Raw genomic sequence first — 17,740 nt, forward strand, 5'->3', positions numbered from 1 at the left:
AGTGAAATTAAGACCATAAGCAATCCTGTATAACTAGAGTTACATATGGAATGTTTTTGTTTAAAATTGATGCTGGTTTGGTTTAAAAACCATTTAGAAATAATATCTTTTGAATGCTTCTATTGCCGCGTAATCGGCCAAGCCTAACGCATTATATTTTTTTGCCGTCAATAAATTTCTGTCTTCCGCGCGGACCCAAAACTCTCGCGAATCCTCTCCTTGAAACATTACTCCATCTTTTTGGGATTGGTGGTGAAAAATCGCCCTTCTTTTTCGTAGAACTTGATCGGGACTCATTGGGACGGCCATTTCAATTTCATAAGACTCCCACTCGTGCCATGCTCCTCGATACAGCCATACCCAGCAATCATTCATATAATCTTTATCCTTCAGTGCATCGATGGCACTTGTTAAGGCATTTAGGCAAACCCTATGAGTTCCATGTGGATCTGCTAAATCCCCTGCTGCATAGATTTGATGTGGTTTAATTGCGTCTATTAAATTCACCATAATTTCAATATCGGCTTCGCTTAAATTTGCTTTTTTAATGGTTCCTGTTTCATAAAACGGCAAATCCAAAAAATGAACATTTGTATCCTTAAGACCTAAATAACGTGTTGCCCCAAGAGATTCTGACCGTCTAATATGGGCTTTGAGTTGTCTTACCTCAACAGTGTCTATATCACTTTCCTTCTTGTTTTTCAAAAATCGGATGATGGATGAAATCTGATCACTTGGATTAAGGTTGTGGGCTATTTCTGCGAATTTTAATGCTTCCTCATCAGAGACTGCTATATTACCTGAAGTTTGATAGGCCACATGAACTTCATGGCCCTGTTCAATAAGACGATCGAAAGTTCCACCCATTGAGATGACATCATCATCTGGGTGGGGGCTAAATATTATTACTCTTTTTGAAGCAGGGAATGCCCTTTCTGGCCGGTTAGAATCATCAGCGTTAGGCTTTCCACCGGGCCAACCCGTAATGGTATGTTGCATTTTATTAAACATTTTAATGTTTAAGTCGTATGCGGTGCCTTCCTCTGTAAGAAGCCCAGACATTCCGTTGTCATTGTAATCTTTATCTGTTAGCTTAAGGATAGACTTATCTAAAAACTCACTTAACCAAACAACTGCCTTAAGTTTTAAAGATTCAGTCCAATGACAGGAAGTAACAAGCCAAGGAGTTTTTACCCTTGTTAACTCTGACGCGGCATCATCATCAAGAACAAAGGTTACATTATTATGCTCCTGTAAATAAGTTGCGGGAATTTGTGGGGTTATTTCGCCTTCAATAGACTTTTTAATAATTCCCGCCTTTTTACTACCCCAAGCAAGTAGAACAATACGTTTTGCATTCCTGATGGTGCCGATTCCCATGGTAATTGCCTTTCTAGGAACATTGTCAATACCAAGAAATGCTGGGGCTGCATCTGCACGGGTAACATGGTCTAATGTGATGCTTCTTGTTCCAGAATTAAAGTGCGAACCGGGTTCATTAAAACCAATATGTCCTGTTCTGCCAATACCCAAAAGTTGAAAATCTAAACCTCCGTAAGACTTTATTTTCATCTCATAATCTATACAATATTGGTATAGTTCCTCGGGTGAAACCTTGCCATCAGGGATATGGATATTTTCAGGGAGTATATCTATATGATTGAACAAATGTTCATGCATAAAATAGTGATAGCTCTGTATGTTATAACGGTCCATCGGATAATATTCATCCAAATTGAAGGTGATAACATTGGTAAAGCTTAAGCCTTCCTCGTGGTGCATTCTTACTAACTCCTCATATACTCTAATAGGAGAAGATCCAGTTGCCAAACCAAGTATACAAGGTTGTTTTTTGGCTTGTTTTTTCTTGATTAAATCAGCTATTTCTTTAGCGACCACCAAAGAACCTTCATAGGAGGAACTGAAAATTACATTATGGATTTTTTCAAAACGGGTTTCTTCAAATTTACCCGCTTCTTGGTGCGTTATATTCTGTAGTTCGTCAATATTAATTCGCATCAAAAAGGTAAAAAGTTTGTTATTCAATCAATAATAATATTATTCTAATTGTTCTCTAAATTATTTATCTGAACGACATGGTTTTTTATCCCGAATGCAATTTTTACTCGATTAAGGTTTAAAGAATTGTTAAATAAATGATCTTGAACATTTATAAGTTTGTAGTACATTGTGTTTTATTTACTTCAATGTTTACCCGAACTAATTAGGAAATTTTGTATAGAACCCTGCCAAATAGCAACACTGTTCCTCTTAGGTATCACATTCTATTTTGGATAGTTTATTTTAGTTTTAATGTGGTTAGATGGGGAAGTTATTTTAATGATTATGTCTATTCCCTGAAGTCTAATTTGGTGGAGTTTCCCATCCACATTCTAATAGTTTACTTCAATATTTATTATTTAATACCTCGATTTATTCTCAACAAAAAGTATTTGCAATACGTATTGATACTTATTGTGATGCTTTTCGGTGTTTATTTCGTTAGAACAGGTTTGAATTATTTTTTGGTTTCTAAAGAAATTTGGCCAGAAGCAGCTGCCAATAGGGATTCGTTTTTTGGGTTTAATCATATTGTTGCAGTAATTCTAGGTGAATTATATGTTTTAGGTTTTGTCACAGGGATTCATTTGTTGATCGTATGGAGTATGGAAAGAAGATGGAATGAAAAATTGGCCCAACTTCAATTAAATACTGAGTTAAAATATTTGAGGACCCAAATTCAACCTCACTTCTTTTTTAATGCATTGAATAATCTATATGCCCTTACATTAAAAAAGTCGGACGCCGCTCCAAGGCTAGTTCTTAAAATTTCAGATATTTTACAATATATTTTATATGAGGTTTCAGATAAAAAGGTCGACTTAATTGAAGAAATAAATTACATACACAACTACATAGATGTAGAACGTATGCGTTTTGATGAAAGGGTGGACTGTGAGGTTGATATCATCGGTAGTATTGAAGAAGTAACAGTGCCACCGTTATTATTCCTTAATTTTATTGAAAACTCATTTAAGCATGGACTTAAAAATAGTGAGTTCTTAAAAGTGAAAATGTCCTTTGAAGTTGTTGATAGAGGATTTTTAGAATTCAAAATAAACAATACCTTTAATGGAGAAATTAGTAAAGAGTTTAGTCAAGGAATTGGTATGCCTAACACCGAAAGAAGGCTTAATCTCCTTTTCCCAAATAACTATGAATTAAAATCATCTGTAGAGGATGGAGTCTATGAATTGTATCTTAAAATACCGGTGTAATGAAAATTAGATGCGTAATTCTTGATGATGAACCTATGGCCGTAGATGTCATTTTAGAACATCTTAAGAATTTTGACAACATAGATGTTATTGGCACATTTAATACTCCTAAAAAGGCATTAAATTTTATAGAAAAAGAAAAAGTTGACCTTATTTTCTTAGATCTTAATATGCCACAAATGGGGGGATTCGAGTTTATTGAAAAACTTTCTAAAAGTCCCCTAATTGTATTAACTACAGCCTATAGAGAATATGCCGTTAAGAGCTATGAATTAAATGTTTTGGACTATTTGGTAAAACCGATACCCTTTAATCGCTTTCTAAAGACTATTAATAAGATTTATCAAAAACTATTTAATGATATCCCTGGCTTAGATAATGGATTGCAACAAGAGCCTCACATCTTTTTAAAAGTAAGTAAGAAATTAGTAAAGGTGAATCTAAATGATATTCTTTATATAGAAAGTCTTAAGGATTATATAAAGGTTGTAACCCTAATAGGCGACTTCGTAGTTTACAAATCCTTAACTGCCATTTCTGAAGAATTACCGGTATCGAACTTTTTGCAAGTCCACAGGTCTTATACCATTGCAATAAATAAAATTGAATCGGTTGAAGGCAATCTAGTTGAAATTTCTGGAAGGAAAATACCAATTGGAAGGAATTACGTGAAAGTTGCCAAAGAACGGATATTTCAATCGAGTGAGAAAAATCTTTAAAATAGTTTAATGACACCATTTATTGCAGAATTTCTAGGAACTTTTCTTTTGATATTTTTGGGAAATTCTGTGGTGGCTAATGTGGTACTAAATGGCACCAAGGGCAATGGTTCTGGCTGGATTGTAATAACTACCGGTTGGGCACTAGCAGTTTATGTTGCTGTATTGGTTGCTGGTCCGGTTAGTGGAGCTCATATTAATCCGGCTGTAACCCTTTCCTTAGCCATTGGAGGGCTTTTCGATTGGTCTATCGTTCCGGAATACATGATTGCCCAACTCCTTGGCTCAATGTTTGGAGCATTATCCGTTTATATTTTCCATAAAAAGCATTACGACATTACTGAAGACCCAGCATTGATTTCTGCCTCTTTTTGTACTTCTCCAGCCATTCCAAATACATTGTCAAATTTATTTTCTGAATTTTCAGGAACCTTTGTATTAATGGTGGCAGTATTCTATCTGGCCGGACCTGAGTTTGTAAGTGCTTCAGGAGAAACGGCTATTATAGGGTTAGGTTCCCTAGGTGCCTTACCTGTTGCCTTGGTTGTTTGGTCTATAGGGTTGTCTTTAGGAGGTACGACTGGCTATGCCATAAATCCGGCTAGGGATTTAGGGCCAAGGATTGTTCTAACCATATTACCATTAAAACATAAGTCGTCAAACTGGCCATATTTTTGGATTCCAGTTATTGGACCAATTTTGGGTGGAGCACTTGCCTCCTTATTATTTTTAAGCTTTACCTAACTTTAAACATGAAGGTCCCTGCAATTAATTCTCAATTTGATAGATAAAACAATTTCCAATGAAACTAATTTTCCACTGTTTTCTATTTTTTTCTGCTTGCAACATATTCTCCCAAAACACTGAATATATTGTCTCTTTTGAGAATGCCGAACATAATGAAATTTCAGTAGAGGTTTCCTTTAAGGACATAAAAGTGGATACTGCGGTTTTTAGAATGGCGAGAAGTTCACCAGGACGGTATGCTCTTCATGAATTTGCCAAAAACGTTTATTCTGTGCGAGCCGAAAATGACCAAGGAAAAGAATTAAATGTATTTAGGCCTGATCCATATTCTTGGGCGGTGGTCGGACATACAGGGTTCTTAAAGATTCATTACACATTATTTGCAAATAGGGCAGATGGTACTTATTCTCAAGTAGATGAAAGTCATGCGCATTTAAATATGCCTGCCACATTTATGTACATGCCCGAATTGAGTGACCATGAAATGTTGGTTAATTTCAAACCGCGAACTGATTTAAATTGGAAAATTGCCACCCAATTGGAAAAAATGGAAGAGAACAAGTATAGGGCACCTAATCTTCAATATTTTATGGATAGTCCAACAGAAATAAGTGATTTCTATAAGGGCACATTTGTGATTGAGGGACCTAATGGTCGGCAAAAAATTAATCTTGTGGTTCACGATTCCATGGCAACCCAACTTGAGTTTGAGGAGTATTTAAAGCATACAGAATCTATTGTTAAAACCCAACAAAAGATTATTGGCGAACTTCCGAAGTTTGATTTTGGTGAATATACTTTTTTAGCCTGCTATATGCCGCAAGTAAATGGGGATGGTATGGAACACAGAAACTCTACTGTACTTACTAGTACTAGGAGTTTATCCCAAGGAGGTATACAAGAGAATATAGGAACAGTTTCGCATGAGTTTTTCCATTGTTGGAATGTTGAGCGCATTCGTCCCGCATCTCTTGAACCCTTTAATTTTGAAAAGGCTAATATGAGTGGTGCCCTATGGTTTGCTGAGGGTTTTACAAATTACTATGATGCACTTTCTTTAACGCGAGCAAAGATTTGGGACCTAAATACTTTTCTAGTCAATGAGAGTTTTTCCTTTAATTATGTTTGGACCTCTCCTGGGCGTAACTATTTTAATCCTATTGAAATGAGTCAACAGGCACCCTTTGTTGATGCAGCTACCGCTTTAGACCCTACTAACAGAGAGAACACACATATATCGTATTATAACTATGGTGAAATGCTAGGGTTTGCTTTAGATTTAACATTACGGCAGATTGGAAAATCTTTAGATGCCTATATGAAATTGGTTTGGCAAAGATTTGGAAAAACCGAAAAACCATATGAAATAAATGACCTTAAAGAAATATTAGCATCTTATACCAATCAGGAACTTGCGAACAATTTTTTTAAAAACTTCATTTATGATTCCCAAATTCCAAATTTTACAGAATTACTGAGTATTGTTGGCGTACGTCTAGAACAGAGAGAAGAGTTATCTTGGGGAGCTCTCGTGCGGTACGGAAAAGTTATGTCGAACCCGTTCGAGGATTCCACTGCCTATTTAAGTGGATTGCAAATGGGCGATATCATTGAAAAAATAGATACTACACCCATTACCCAAGGAGATGATTTGAATGCTATGATAAAGAATTTAGACACTGATATTGAACATACAATAGTTATAAAAAGATTTGGGACATTAATTGAAAAACCGTTGGTTTTGAAACCATGGACGGAATATAAACTTAAGGCTCAGGAGGAATTAGAGTTAACCGCAAAACAGAAAGAAGCTCGCCGACTTTGGTTACAACAATAAAAAAAGCCGGTATTAAACCGGCTTTATTATTATTTAAGAATTGTATTAATCTGCTAATACAACAATTTTATTGTCTTTAAGTTCTATCGTTCCAGATTCAATTGGCAACCACATACCGCGATCTTTACCTTTTTGAAATTTATCAGTAAATCTTTTGTCAATAGTAACCTCGCCAAATAACTTTACAAATCCTTCTTTAAGCAAAGAAACGATAGGGGCGTGATTTTCCAATATTTCAAATTCGCCATCCACACCAGGAACAGCTAAACTTGTCACAGTTCCGTTATATAGAGTTGCTTCTGGAGTTACGATTTCTACCTTCATTGACCTATATATTTCTATTTCTTGAAATTATTGATTTTAGGCTTCAGCCAACATTTTCTCTCCAGCTTCGATTGCCTCTTCAATGGTGCCCTTTAAGTTAAAAGCGGCTTCTGGTAAATGATCTAATTCGCCATCCATAATCATATTGAATCCTTTGATGGTATCTTTGATATCTACAAGAACACCAGGAATACCAGTAAATTGTTCAGCAACATGGAAGGGTTGTGATAAGAATCTCTGAACACGTCTTGCACGGCTTACGGCAAGTTTATCTTCTTCAGATAATTCTTCCATACCAAGGATGGCAATAATATCTTGTAATTCTTTATAACGTTGTAATAACTCTTTTACTCTTTGAGCACATCCATAATGTTCAGCACCCAAAATATCTGCAGTTAAAATCCTTGATGTAGAATCTAATGGATCCACCGCAGGGTAGATACCAAGCTCAGCAATTTTACGAGACAATACCGTAGTAGCATCTAAGTGAGCAAAGGTGGTTGCAGGAGCAGGGTCAGTTAAGTCATCCGCAGGCACATATACTGCTTGTACAGACGTAATCGATCCCCTCTTGGTAGAAGTAATACGTTCTTGCATCGCACCCATCTCAGTTGCCAAAGTTGGTTGGTAACCTACCGCTGATGGCATACGACCTAAAAGAGCTGATACCTCAGAACCTGCTTGGGTAAAACGGAAAATGTTGTCTACGAAGAAAAGTACGTCTTTTCCTTGTCCTTCACCCGATCCGTCACGGAAATATTCAGCAATTGTAAGACCTGAAAGAGCAACACGAGCACGTGCTCCTGGAGGTTCGTTCATCTGTCCGAATACGAAAGTAGCTTTAGATTCTTTTAATGCTGATTTGTCAACTTTGTTAAGATCCCATCCACCTTCTTCCATAGAATGCATAAAATCTTTACCGTATTTAATAATACCAGATTCTAACATTTCACGTAGTAAGTCGTTACCTTCTCTTGTACGTTCACCAACACCAGCAAAAACAGAAAGACCACCATGTCCTTTAGCAATGTTGTTGATTAATTCCTGAATTAATACAGTTTTACCAACACCAGCACCACCAAATAAACCAATTTTACCACCTTTGGCGTATGGTTCGATAAGGTCGATAACCTTGATTCCGGTAAAAAGAACTTCGGTAGAAGTAGATAAGTCTTCAAATTTTGGAGCTTCTCTGTGAATTGGTAATCCTTCCTCACCCTTCTTAGGTAAGTTTTCCATTCCATCAATTGCATCACCAATTACATTAAAAAGGCGACCATAAACATCCTCGCCAATCGGCATTTGTATTGGTGCTCCCGTAGCAACAACTTCGGTGCCTCTACTTAATCCGTCAGAAGAATCCATTGCTATGGTTCTTACTGTATCTTCACCAATGTGCGATTGAACTTCTAATACCAGAGTAGATCCATCTGGTCTTGCAATTTCTAACGAATCATAGATTTTTGGAAGTTCAGAATCACTTCCAAATTCAACATCGATAACCGGTCCAACAATTTGTGCAACTTTACCTGTGACTTTTGCCATTCTATCTTAGTTTATTATAATCAGAAAATAGTGCGTAAACCTAATTTTTTTCGCGCTGCAAAGATATAGGTTTTAATTGAAAAGCATAATACTTTTTCAGTGGATTTTTTTGTAAAAAAAACGCCCTCATTATGAAGGCGTTATATGTGCATGAATCTTTAAAAACGGTTACAAATTGGCAGGGTAATTTGTTGGGAATTCTCCAGCGTTATATAGGTTGCCAGACTCTTCAAAATTGCTGCCATAAGTTGCATCGATTACTTTCAAAAATTCATTTGCAATTAAGGCATAACCCCTAGTGGTAGGGTGGATTCCATCTAATGAAAACAACCCACCGGTTACTAAGTCATCTGTAAAAACAAAGTTCCCTGATTGTAATTCTTCATCAGATATCTGATTCAACGTTTCGTTAGCATCAAAAAATCCAAGACCGGCTTGATTTGCAATATTCGCAATAACAGAATTAAATTCTTCTGTTCTATTTTTGATTTCTTCTTGTTCACTAGGAATTAAAACCCACATGTCATCCAAGGGAAAGGTTATTCCCTCTACGGAAAATTGACCAGCAATTTCTGGGGATAAGCCTTTTGATTGAAGAAATGTGAAAAAATCCACATTTACAGTTCCAATGACTGATCCACTGCGTAGAGTTAACAAATCGTTTGATTTAGCTTTCCGGGCCTGCCCATACATAATTCCTAATAAGTCGGCAACCACCGGCGCTGCAACCGCAGGAACTCCAAATTGAGCGAGAAATGCTGGAAAGTCAGGATTAGCATTAAGCACTGCAGTAATTTGAGCGGATAAATCCTCCAAGGTTTCATCTTTAATTACAACCGCACTATTATTTGTTGTAGAAAATTGCATGTATCTATCAGTCCTATTTAAAACGGTAAATACTTGGTTTAATGCTCCAAATAGAGTGTTCAAAGTAGGAATCATTGGTCCGAAATTTGGATCTGACGGGTCTAATGGATCATGAGGTACTGTAGTAAAATGTGCAAGACTATTAATGTCTGGTATGTTAGCAACTACCCCTTTGGCCCCGCCTGAGGTTAAAGTATTAACCAAGGTTGAGTAAGAGAAACTGAAGGTTGCTAAATCAGTCAAGGGATCATATTCTTCAGAATCAGGATTGCTTTCACCTCCTGAGTATGCATATCCCAAAATATCTTGGTTTCCTGCCCAAAGAGTGAAAAATGTTGGGCTTTGAGCCATCGCATCTCCTAATATTGTGGCTGTAGGTGAACTTGCAAATCTTACAAAATAGGGATTAGCAAGCTCCAGCGATAAATTGGCTGGATTACCATAGCCATCAAATAATAAATGAAAGCTTTTTGCACCTGGGACCCCCATGTTATTAAACGGCCCCGAAAGTACATTTGTAGCTTCTGTAGTTGGCGTGCCTTCTAATTGTGAAGGAAGTCCCGTTTCAAAATCGAAAACATATCTTGGTCCAAATGATGAGTTTTCTTGGCCTCCAATCAATAAACCACCAATATTATCATTCATCAATGGTTGAGAAAACGCACCACCACCAGCCAATGAAAATTTTTGAGCTAAAAGATTAGGCGTTGAAAATTGCTGGCCAGCAATAAATAATGCACCATCTGTGTATCCAGCGGTTAATGAATTTCCTATTGAAACATATTTTGAAAAATCCGCATCACCTGAAATTAATTCTGGTAATGGTTGTTCAGAATCTCCACTGGGACCATCGTCATCATTACATCCCACTAAAAACAATGAAATAAGGGCAAATGTTAAATAGTATCTGAATGTGAATATATTTTTCATGGCATTAAAGATTGTTGATGGTTAAAGAAAGGTAGTACATGGATCCAATAAAACCAGTTCCAAAGGCAGTATAATAGTCATCACCTAAAAGATTGGAAGCCCCCAATTTTATTTGAGATTTTAATTTGGGTATGGTATAGTTAACTTGCGCATCAACAACATGATAGGCGGGTATTTGCCCATCCCCAAACGAGGCTTGCCAAAAATAAGTGTCACTCCACCTCCAGGCTACATTAAAACCTAAATTCTTAGCAACGGAGGTATTCCCAAATGTGGCCTTAACTTTATGCTTTGGGGTATTGAAATTGGTTCTAAAGTCTGGATATTTATCCTGATCAAAATCTTGCTCGGTATAGGTATAGTTTGCACCTAAGTCAAAATCTCCAAAAACCTTTGTTGATAGTCCAATAGAACCCCCTAAAGAACTTACTTCTGTTTTTGAATTTGTATATGTTTGAAAGAGCTCATAATCATCATTTGCAAGTGCCACCAATGAAAGACTGTTATCTCCAACTTCTCCATAATAAGGAGTGATTACAAATTCATTGGCCATGAAATCCTCATACCTATTGTAATATAGGTTTAAGTCAACAACTGTTCTTTCAAACTTTCCTCTATACCCGACTTCGTAGGCAGTAATTTTCTCAGGCTGAACCAATTCAGGATTGCCAATTTCTAATAGCCCAGGATTTGGAGATCCATTGGCCGCTGATTCCGCAAAGGCATTGACCGATGTTCCGGAATACGAATTTTCATAGGCATCCCTTCCTGTTACCGTAACGGTATTGCTGCCAACGATATTAGCTCCAGTAGGACTAAGTTCTCTCACTTTTGTATATCGGTCCAAATTATCCTCTGCAGCACCTGCAAGAAGATAAAATCCCGTATCTAAACCTATATATAAATCTTGGGTAGTCGGGTTTCTAAAACCAGTTTGAACAGAAGCCCGTATGTTATGGTTTTCATTGAATGTTAGACCTGCAGATAATCTTGGTGAAACAAACCCATCGAACAGTTCAGATTTGTCATATCTCATTGAACCGGTTAACTTCAAATCTACTGACTCACTCAACTCCAATGTCTTTTGTAGTTGGGTATAAAGTCCAAATTCAGAGTAAAGTATGGGAGAATCCGCATCTGTATAAATAGTACCAAAAGAATTCAATTCATATTTTCTATAAGAACCACCAACTTGAATTTCTATAGGGTCCCACAAATGACCAAAATTATAGTTGGCATCTACGTGAGTAAACTTTGAATTATCTTGGAACCTTGATCCAGTTGTAAGATCTGGGTCTTTAATTATCCTATTGAATGCTTCATTAAATTCTGAGGATCCTGGCTCAAAACGTCCGCTTTCGGCCTGAGCTCGGGCTGCTGCATGTGCCTGATCTTCAGTCGCCCCATTAAGTGATGCGCCAACATATGTTCCAATGTATTCTTGAAACCATTGAGTGTTAGATTTCCATGCTTGGTTAATATTAAATGCAGTGAAGATCATGTCATAAGAATCGCCTGCTCTATCCTCTGTAATATAACCCCTCACGAAAAAGTTGTCATTTCGAACCTCAAGTTTGTGCTGTTGCATGTCAAATCCATCGATATAATATCGGTTACTACCTTGGTAAATGGTATTACCGGTCCCATACTTTCCTTGATATGAAATTTCAAAATCAGTGCCCCAAGGTCGATAAAACAATCCTAAATCAGCTTTAAAGCTCTTGGCATTATAATCAGTTAAGTCGCGTTCTGAATATCCGGTTCTACTAACAACAACATCAGGAACGATTCCTAATCCGGATAACGTACGAATATTTTGAGCAATCTCGTCTCCGTAGACATTAACACCGTTATAATCTGTAGCGGCTCTGGTTTTATTAGGATCGAATCTATCATTTTGGTTGTCTGCCATCCAATCCGTTCCGGTTAGATAGCCTACATTGAATTTGGCAGCAAATTTATCGCTAAATTTATGTGCGACTCTAACGCCAACATCGGTGTAGCTATTTGTACCTGCGACATCTTGGGAAGTAATTCCTTGCTTTATGTAACCGCTTATACCAGGAAACTCAAAAGGATTTTTACTTCGCATAAAAAGAATTCCGTTAAATGCATTGGCGCCATAAAGTGCTGATGCAGCACCTGGAAGAATTTCAACACTATGAACATCGGTTTCAATCATACCAAGTAAATTTCCTAAAGGGAAATTCAAGGCTGGTGCACTATTGTCCATTCCATCTACCAACTGCATAAAGCGGTTGTTGGCAAATGTTGCGAAACCTCTTGTATTTATTGCTTTAAAGGTTAAACTATTCGTATTTATATCTACCCCTTTTAAATTTTCCAAGGCATCGTAAAATTCCGCAGATGCAGAGTTTTTTATGTCTTTCGCCCCAAACCGTTCAACCGTAACGGGAGATTCGAATATACGCTCAGGTGTTCTGGAGGCGGCAATGACTACTTCATCAAGTTCTGTTCCTTCGTTTAATTGAAAGTCTAAGGTTTGATTGGTTGAGGTGACATCACTTGTAATGGTAGTGAAACCTACAAAGCTGATTTCTATCGAAAAAGGGGGGCTAAGTCTACCGTTAATGTATAATTTCCGTCAAAATCGGAGATAGTTCCAAGACTGGTGCCAACCACTTTTATATTTGCGCCTGGAAGAGGCATTCCTGTATCATCGGTTATCTTACCTGACACGGTTGTTTGTCCATAGGAAATTACACAGCCTAAGAAGACAAGAATTTTCAAAATTGTTTTCATACCGAATTAGTGAGTTATCTAGTTGTGTTAAAAGCTGAAAAACGGGTTACAATATAAAAATAATTACCAATTAACTATGCATGCATAATAAAATAATCGCAAAATTTGCATGTTTAAAATGGTGAATTTTCAGAAAACCGTCTTTCAATTTCAAATTACTTAAAAATTTATTAATTATTCATGTTTTTTTATCATCAAATCGAATCTAAATGAAATTGAAATAAAGACTGTCCTAAAATATCTTTTTAGGATAATCTTGGAAACCTTTTTTATAAATCAATTATTGAATAAAAAGGTTAAAAAGGCTTATTTAGAAATGTGTATAAAAAAAGGATTACTCAACAGTTACCGATTTAGCCAAATTTCTAGGCTGGTCTACATTTTTGCCTAACATTACAGCTATATGGTAAGAGAGTAGTTGTAATGGGATTGTAGTTAAAAGAGGCGACAGAGATTCAACTGTTTCGGGAACTTCAATAACATGGTCAGCCAGATCCCTAACATTTTCGTCACCCTCTGTAACAATGCCAATGATTTTTCCGGATCTAGATTTAATCTCTTGGATGTTACTTAATATTTTTTCGTAATGACCTTTTTTGGTGGCAATTACCACAATTGGCATGTTTTCGTCAATAAGAGCAATGGGTCCATGTTTCATTTCTGCCGCGGGGTAACCTTCAGCATGTATATATGAAATTTCTTTTAATTTCAATGCGCCTTCTAAAGCAACTGGGAAATTGTATCCTCTACCCAAATACAAAAAGTTTCTTGCATTCATATAAGTTTCAGCAATCATCTGTATGTGTACGTCAGATTTTAATGCTTGCTCGACCTTTTGAGGGATTAGCTCTAATTCTTGTAAATGATAATGGTAATCTGATTGGGACAATGAACCCTTTAACTTCGCAAGCTTTAGGGCGATAAGGGTAAGTACGGTTATTTGAGTCGTAAAGGCTTTAGTTGAAGCTACACCAATTTCAGGTCCAGCATGGGTATATGCGCCAGCATCAGTTTCTCTCGCAATTGTTGATCCCACCACATTACAAACTCCAAAAACAAAAGCGCCTTTAGACTTTGCTAATTTAATGGCCGCCAAAGTATCAGCAGTTTCGCCAGATTGTGAAATTGCTATTACAACATCTTTTTCGGTGATAATGGGGTTGCGGTATCGGAATTCTGATGCATATTCTACTTCAACCGGGATTCTTGCTAAATCTTCAAAGATGTACTCTGCAACCAAACCTGCATGCCAAGAGGTCCCGCAGGCAACAATTAAAATACGCTGTGCGTTCATAAACTTTTCAAGGTTGTCATCAACGCCAGACATTTTAATAATTCCTTTATTTGCCAAAAGTCTACCCCTATAAGTATCTTTTATAGCATGAGGCTGTTCATAAATTTCTTTAAGCATGAAATGGTCGTAGCCACCCTTCTCAATCTGCTCTAAATTGAGTTTTAACCTTTGAATATAAGGGTCAACCAATTGATCATCCTTAATCTTCCTTATTTTTACATCTCTGCCAAGTCTAATAACGGCCATTTCTTCATCCTTAAGGTAAATGGCAGTTTTGGTATATTCCAAAAAAGGAGAGGCGTCACTCGCAATAAAGAACTCATCATTGCCTAAACCAATTGCAAGAGGACTGCCCAATTTCGCTACTACGATTTCATTTGGTTTGCGCTTGTCAAAAACGGCAATGGCATAGGCGCCAACAACCTCATTAAGTGCAATTTGAACCGCCTTTCCCAGTTTAGTGTCCTCATGATTCATTACTTCCTCAATAAGGTTTACCAAAACTTCGGTATCAGTATCAGACTTAAAAGTATATCCGCGCTTAATAAGCTCCTGTTTTATGGTTTCATAATTTTCAATGATACCATTATGGATTATTACAAGATTTCCAGAGTTGGAATAATGAGGATGCGAATTTACATCATTAGGCACTCCATGTGTCGCCCATCGGGTATGTCCGATACCCAAACTTCCATTGGTAGAGATACCTGCAGAAAATTTAGTTTCAAGATCTGCTACTTTACCTTTGGTCTTACATAATTGAATATCATTACCATCGTATAGAGCAATGCCGGCACTATCGTAACCGCGATATTCGAGTCTTTTTAATCCATTTAGGATTATTGGATAAGCCTCTCTATTACCAATATAGCCAACAATGCCGCACATAGATTAATAATTTACTTCAGGGTCTGTATAATATATTTCAAGCTCCAATTTTTTTACACCATTAGATTCAGTGCTTCCATGCAAAACAACATTTTTAGGTGTAAGAATAGAGCTAATAGCAAGACCGCCATTTGATGGGTCATTTAATACATCTGCCGGGGCTCTACCACTAGTGTTTTGAGAATCAAAAATATCGTCTATCCTTAAATTACTTGAAACTGTAAGGCCAAGTTTAATATTTTCCCCATTGCCGAGCAATAAATTCCTTACATGATCTGTAATTCTCACTTTATATTTTATACCCTTACCGTCTAATTCTTCTCCTTCCCTTTGTAGTGGCCCTAAATGAATTGACCTATAGGTAAGAGGGCTGGTGCCTCCAGAATAATCAGTTGAAAAATCAATTAAAGGTACGTTGTTTTCAAGATCGTAAAGGTAGATACGATCTGAAATATAAGTTTGGTCTACATCCTCATCTACATAAAAAACCAAATTAGCTTCATTTATTATTTTTTTGGCTCTAACAAATTCACCATCAGCATCTACTTCAGAGAATTCTCTTCTGTAAGATTCAAATTCGTTTAATTCCGGTATGTCATCTTCATTTTCTCCCCCAAATAATTCAATCACCGCCATAGAACCTTGTCCACCTTTTAGGTATAAGCGATCATCACCATTAATTTCATCTGAAGGAATTGGTGTTTCAATCGGACTTAATACATTAAATCTGGTGCCTGTGAAATTTAAATCAAAGCTTGCTGAAATTCTCTCAGCTCCATCTTCAGCAGGGTCTCTTTTGTAATAAATTGTTATACCCGTACCGGAACTTGCAAGATTTAAACTGATTAAAGTTCCTTCATTATTAATAGATTCAGCCTTAAAATAAAGTCCTCTAAAATAATTTCTAAAATTACTGGCATTTGAAAGGACCGGATCTCCTTGCTTGTCAATGATTTTGTTTTTCCAAAAACCTGTTTCTAGATGAACCCTCATTGCAGGATTTAATCTATCCACTACGGCCCCAACAGTATCCCTAAATCTAATTTCAGTTTCTTGTGGTTTAAAGCCAATAGTATCATAAATTTCTGCAGACTGCAGTAATTCGACTGGGATTTGAGAATAACCATCAGAAGCATTAGAATAATACTTCTGGGGAGTATCTATATTTTCACCATTTGGATCAATATTCCTTAGAAAATATGCGTTTTCATAAATGGAGATTTTAATGGGTTCAGATCCATAAACCGAATCTAAACGAAACAGAGATCCATCCTCCTCGGTGCCAATTATAGTGCTAAAATATGGCAGGGTTAGGATGACAGAATCAATTTCTACATTTTCGCCAAATATTGGATTGTAGCTTGCGGGAGTAATTTGAGTAACAAACCCAGCTTCTGAAGACCCAAAAACAGGATCCACAAAATAGCCCAATAAATTATATGGTAAGGTGTTAGTTTGAACAGGTTTATTATCAAAACTTCGGTTGTAGGCTTTGACGTTTAAAACATCCTTGTCAGTATCAAAGTTGAATGTATCTTCATTTATCAAGTCTGAATCTATCGTTGCAAAATCTTTGTCACAGGATACAAAGATGCTTATTGCCATTATGCCCATACTTAGGAATGAAATGGCTTTTTGGAGTCTTCTCATTAAATCTTTTCTAGTTAAGTACCTCAGATTGGTAGAATTCGGTATAAGGTTCTGGAAATTCTTCTGGAGAAAAATAATCTAAAACCGGTTGACTTATGGTGCCAAGGTAAGATTCTAATTCTTCAGGTAGTTCCGATGACCCCTTAATAACGGCATCTGAATTGTTGATAGCCACCTTCATTAAGTTTACATAATTTGGTTCTTCCAAGGGCTTTACCAAATCTTCCTCAACACCATCAAAGAGTACCTTTTTAATCATATTTTTATCTAACGTACCTTCGAAGCCGTCATTGTATACAGATGTAACAATTTTGCTTTCTGTAAAAAGTGGCTCTGTTTTATAATATTCTTTTAAATAAAGTGGTAGGAGAGAAGCCAACCACCCATTTACGTGGATAATGTCTGGTGCCCAATTCAGTTTTTTAACAGTCTCGATAACCCCTTTTGCGAAAAATATTGCCCTTTCATCATTGTCGGGGTACAACTTTCCTTCTTCATCAGTTAGGGTAGCCTTTCTTTTAAAATATTCCTCATTATCAATAAAATAAACCTGAATCCGTTCCTTTGGAATTGAGGCTACTTTAATGATTAAGGGCATATCTAGATCGTTAATCACCAAATTGATACCTGATAATCTTATTACTTCATGAAGTTGATGACGTCGTTCGTTAATGTTACCATACCGTGGCATGAAAATTCGTATTTGTCCCCCTTGTTTATTGACCATTCGGGGTGCCTCAAAAGACATTGACGAAATTTCAGTCTCTGGTAAATATGGCACCACCTCAGATGACACATACAAAATTCTCTTATCTTTCATAAAATCTCTCTCGTTTCTTCGGTTGTGAATAAAAAACATGCAAAATTACAAAAATTATGCAGATCGCTCCTATTGTCT

General features: G+C 36.7%; 11 protein-coding genes and 1 pseudogene. 4 read left to right on the forward strand and 8 right to left on the reverse strand.

The window, feature by feature from the left end:
* Window positions 1-93: 93 nt before the first annotated feature.
* The gene (nagB, locus tag ISU00_RS08290; protein WP_228853592.1) at window positions 94-2,019 is read right to left on the reverse strand and encodes a glucosamine-6-phosphate deaminase; all 1,926 of its coding nucleotides are present in this window, start codon (window positions 2,017-2,019) and stop codon (window positions 94-96) included.
* Window positions 2,020-2,234: 215 nt separating this feature from the next.
* Here nagB and ISU00_RS08295 point away from each other — a divergent pair, with 215 nt between their 5' ends.
* The 4 genes from ISU00_RS08295 to ISU00_RS08310 are packed head-to-tail and all read left to right on the forward strand — an operon-like array spanning window position 2,235 to window position 6,581.
* A complete protein-coding gene (locus ISU00_RS08295; protein ID WP_228853593.1) occupies window positions 2,235-3,278 on the forward strand; it encodes a sensor histidine kinase in 1,044 nt (347 codons plus the stop codon).
* Window positions 3,278-3,997, forward strand: coding sequence for a LytR/AlgR family response regulator transcription factor (locus ISU00_RS08300; protein WP_228853594.1), 720 nt, complete (start codon window positions 3,278-3,280; stop codon window positions 3,995-3,997). Before ISU00_RS08295 ends, ISU00_RS08300 begins: the two co-directional genes overlap by 1 nt.
* Window positions 3,998-4,006: 9 nt before the next feature.
* Entirely contained in the window at window positions 4,007-4,741 is a 735-nt protein-coding gene (locus ISU00_RS08305; RefSeq protein ID WP_228853595.1) for an MIP/aquaporin family protein, read from the forward strand.
* A 58-nt stretch (window positions 4,742-4,799) separates the two neighbouring features.
* A complete protein-coding gene (locus ISU00_RS08310; RefSeq protein ID WP_228853596.1) occupies window positions 4,800-6,581 on the forward strand; it encodes a M61 family metallopeptidase in 1,782 nt (593 codons plus the stop codon).
* A gap of 45 nt (window positions 6,582-6,626) precedes the next feature.
* Here ISU00_RS08310 and ISU00_RS08315 read toward each other — a convergent pair whose 3' ends face one another.
* The 7 genes and pseudogenes from ISU00_RS08315 to ISU00_RS08345 form a co-directional block, all read right to left on the reverse strand.
* On the reverse strand, window positions 6,627-6,905 hold the full coding sequence (locus tag ISU00_RS08315; RefSeq protein ID WP_228853597.1) for a hypothetical protein: 279 nt from the start codon (window positions 6,903-6,905) through the stop codon (window positions 6,627-6,629).
* A gap of 36 nt (window positions 6,906-6,941) precedes the next feature.
* Window positions 6,942-8,450: a F0F1 ATP synthase subunit beta gene (gene atpD, locus ISU00_RS08320; RefSeq protein WP_228853598.1), complete on the reverse strand. Its 1,509-nt coding sequence runs from the start codon at window positions 8,448-8,450 to the stop codon at window positions 6,942-6,944.
* A gap of 168 nt (window positions 8,451-8,618) precedes the next feature.
* Complete coding sequence (locus tag ISU00_RS08325; RefSeq protein ID WP_228853599.1) at window positions 8,619-10,247, reverse strand: SGNH/GDSL hydrolase family protein; 1,629 nt, start codon at window positions 10,245-10,247, stop codon at window positions 8,619-8,621.
* A gap of 4 nt (window positions 10,248-10,251) precedes the next feature.
* A pseudogene (locus ISU00_RS08330) lies at window positions 10,252-13,010 on the reverse strand (TonB-dependent receptor).
* A 334-nt stretch (window positions 13,011-13,344) separates the two neighbouring features.
* Complete coding sequence (gene glmS, locus ISU00_RS08335) at window positions 13,345-15,192, reverse strand: glutamine--fructose-6-phosphate transaminase (isomerizing) (RefSeq protein WP_228853600.1); 1,848 nt, start codon at window positions 15,190-15,192, stop codon at window positions 13,345-13,347.
* Between the two features lie 3 nt (window positions 15,193-15,195).
* Window positions 15,196-16,842 (reverse strand): DUF4270 domain-containing protein, encoded by a 1,647-nt coding sequence (locus ISU00_RS08340; protein ID WP_228853601.1) that lies wholly within the window; start codon window positions 16,840-16,842, stop codon window positions 15,196-15,198.
* A 10-nt stretch (window positions 16,843-16,852) separates the two neighbouring features.
* Window positions 16,853-17,662, reverse strand: a complete 810-nt coding sequence (locus tag ISU00_RS08345) for a glycogen/starch synthase (protein WP_228853602.1) — start codon at window positions 17,660-17,662, stop codon at window positions 16,853-16,855.
* Window positions 17,663-17,740: the final 78 nt, after the last annotated feature.

Origin of the sequence: Aegicerativicinus sediminis (assembly GCF_015476115.1) — a bacterium.
In the GTDB taxonomy this organism is placed as follows: Bacteria; Bacteroidota; Bacteroidia; order Flavobacteriales; family Flavobacteriaceae; genus Aegicerativicinus; species Aegicerativicinus sediminis.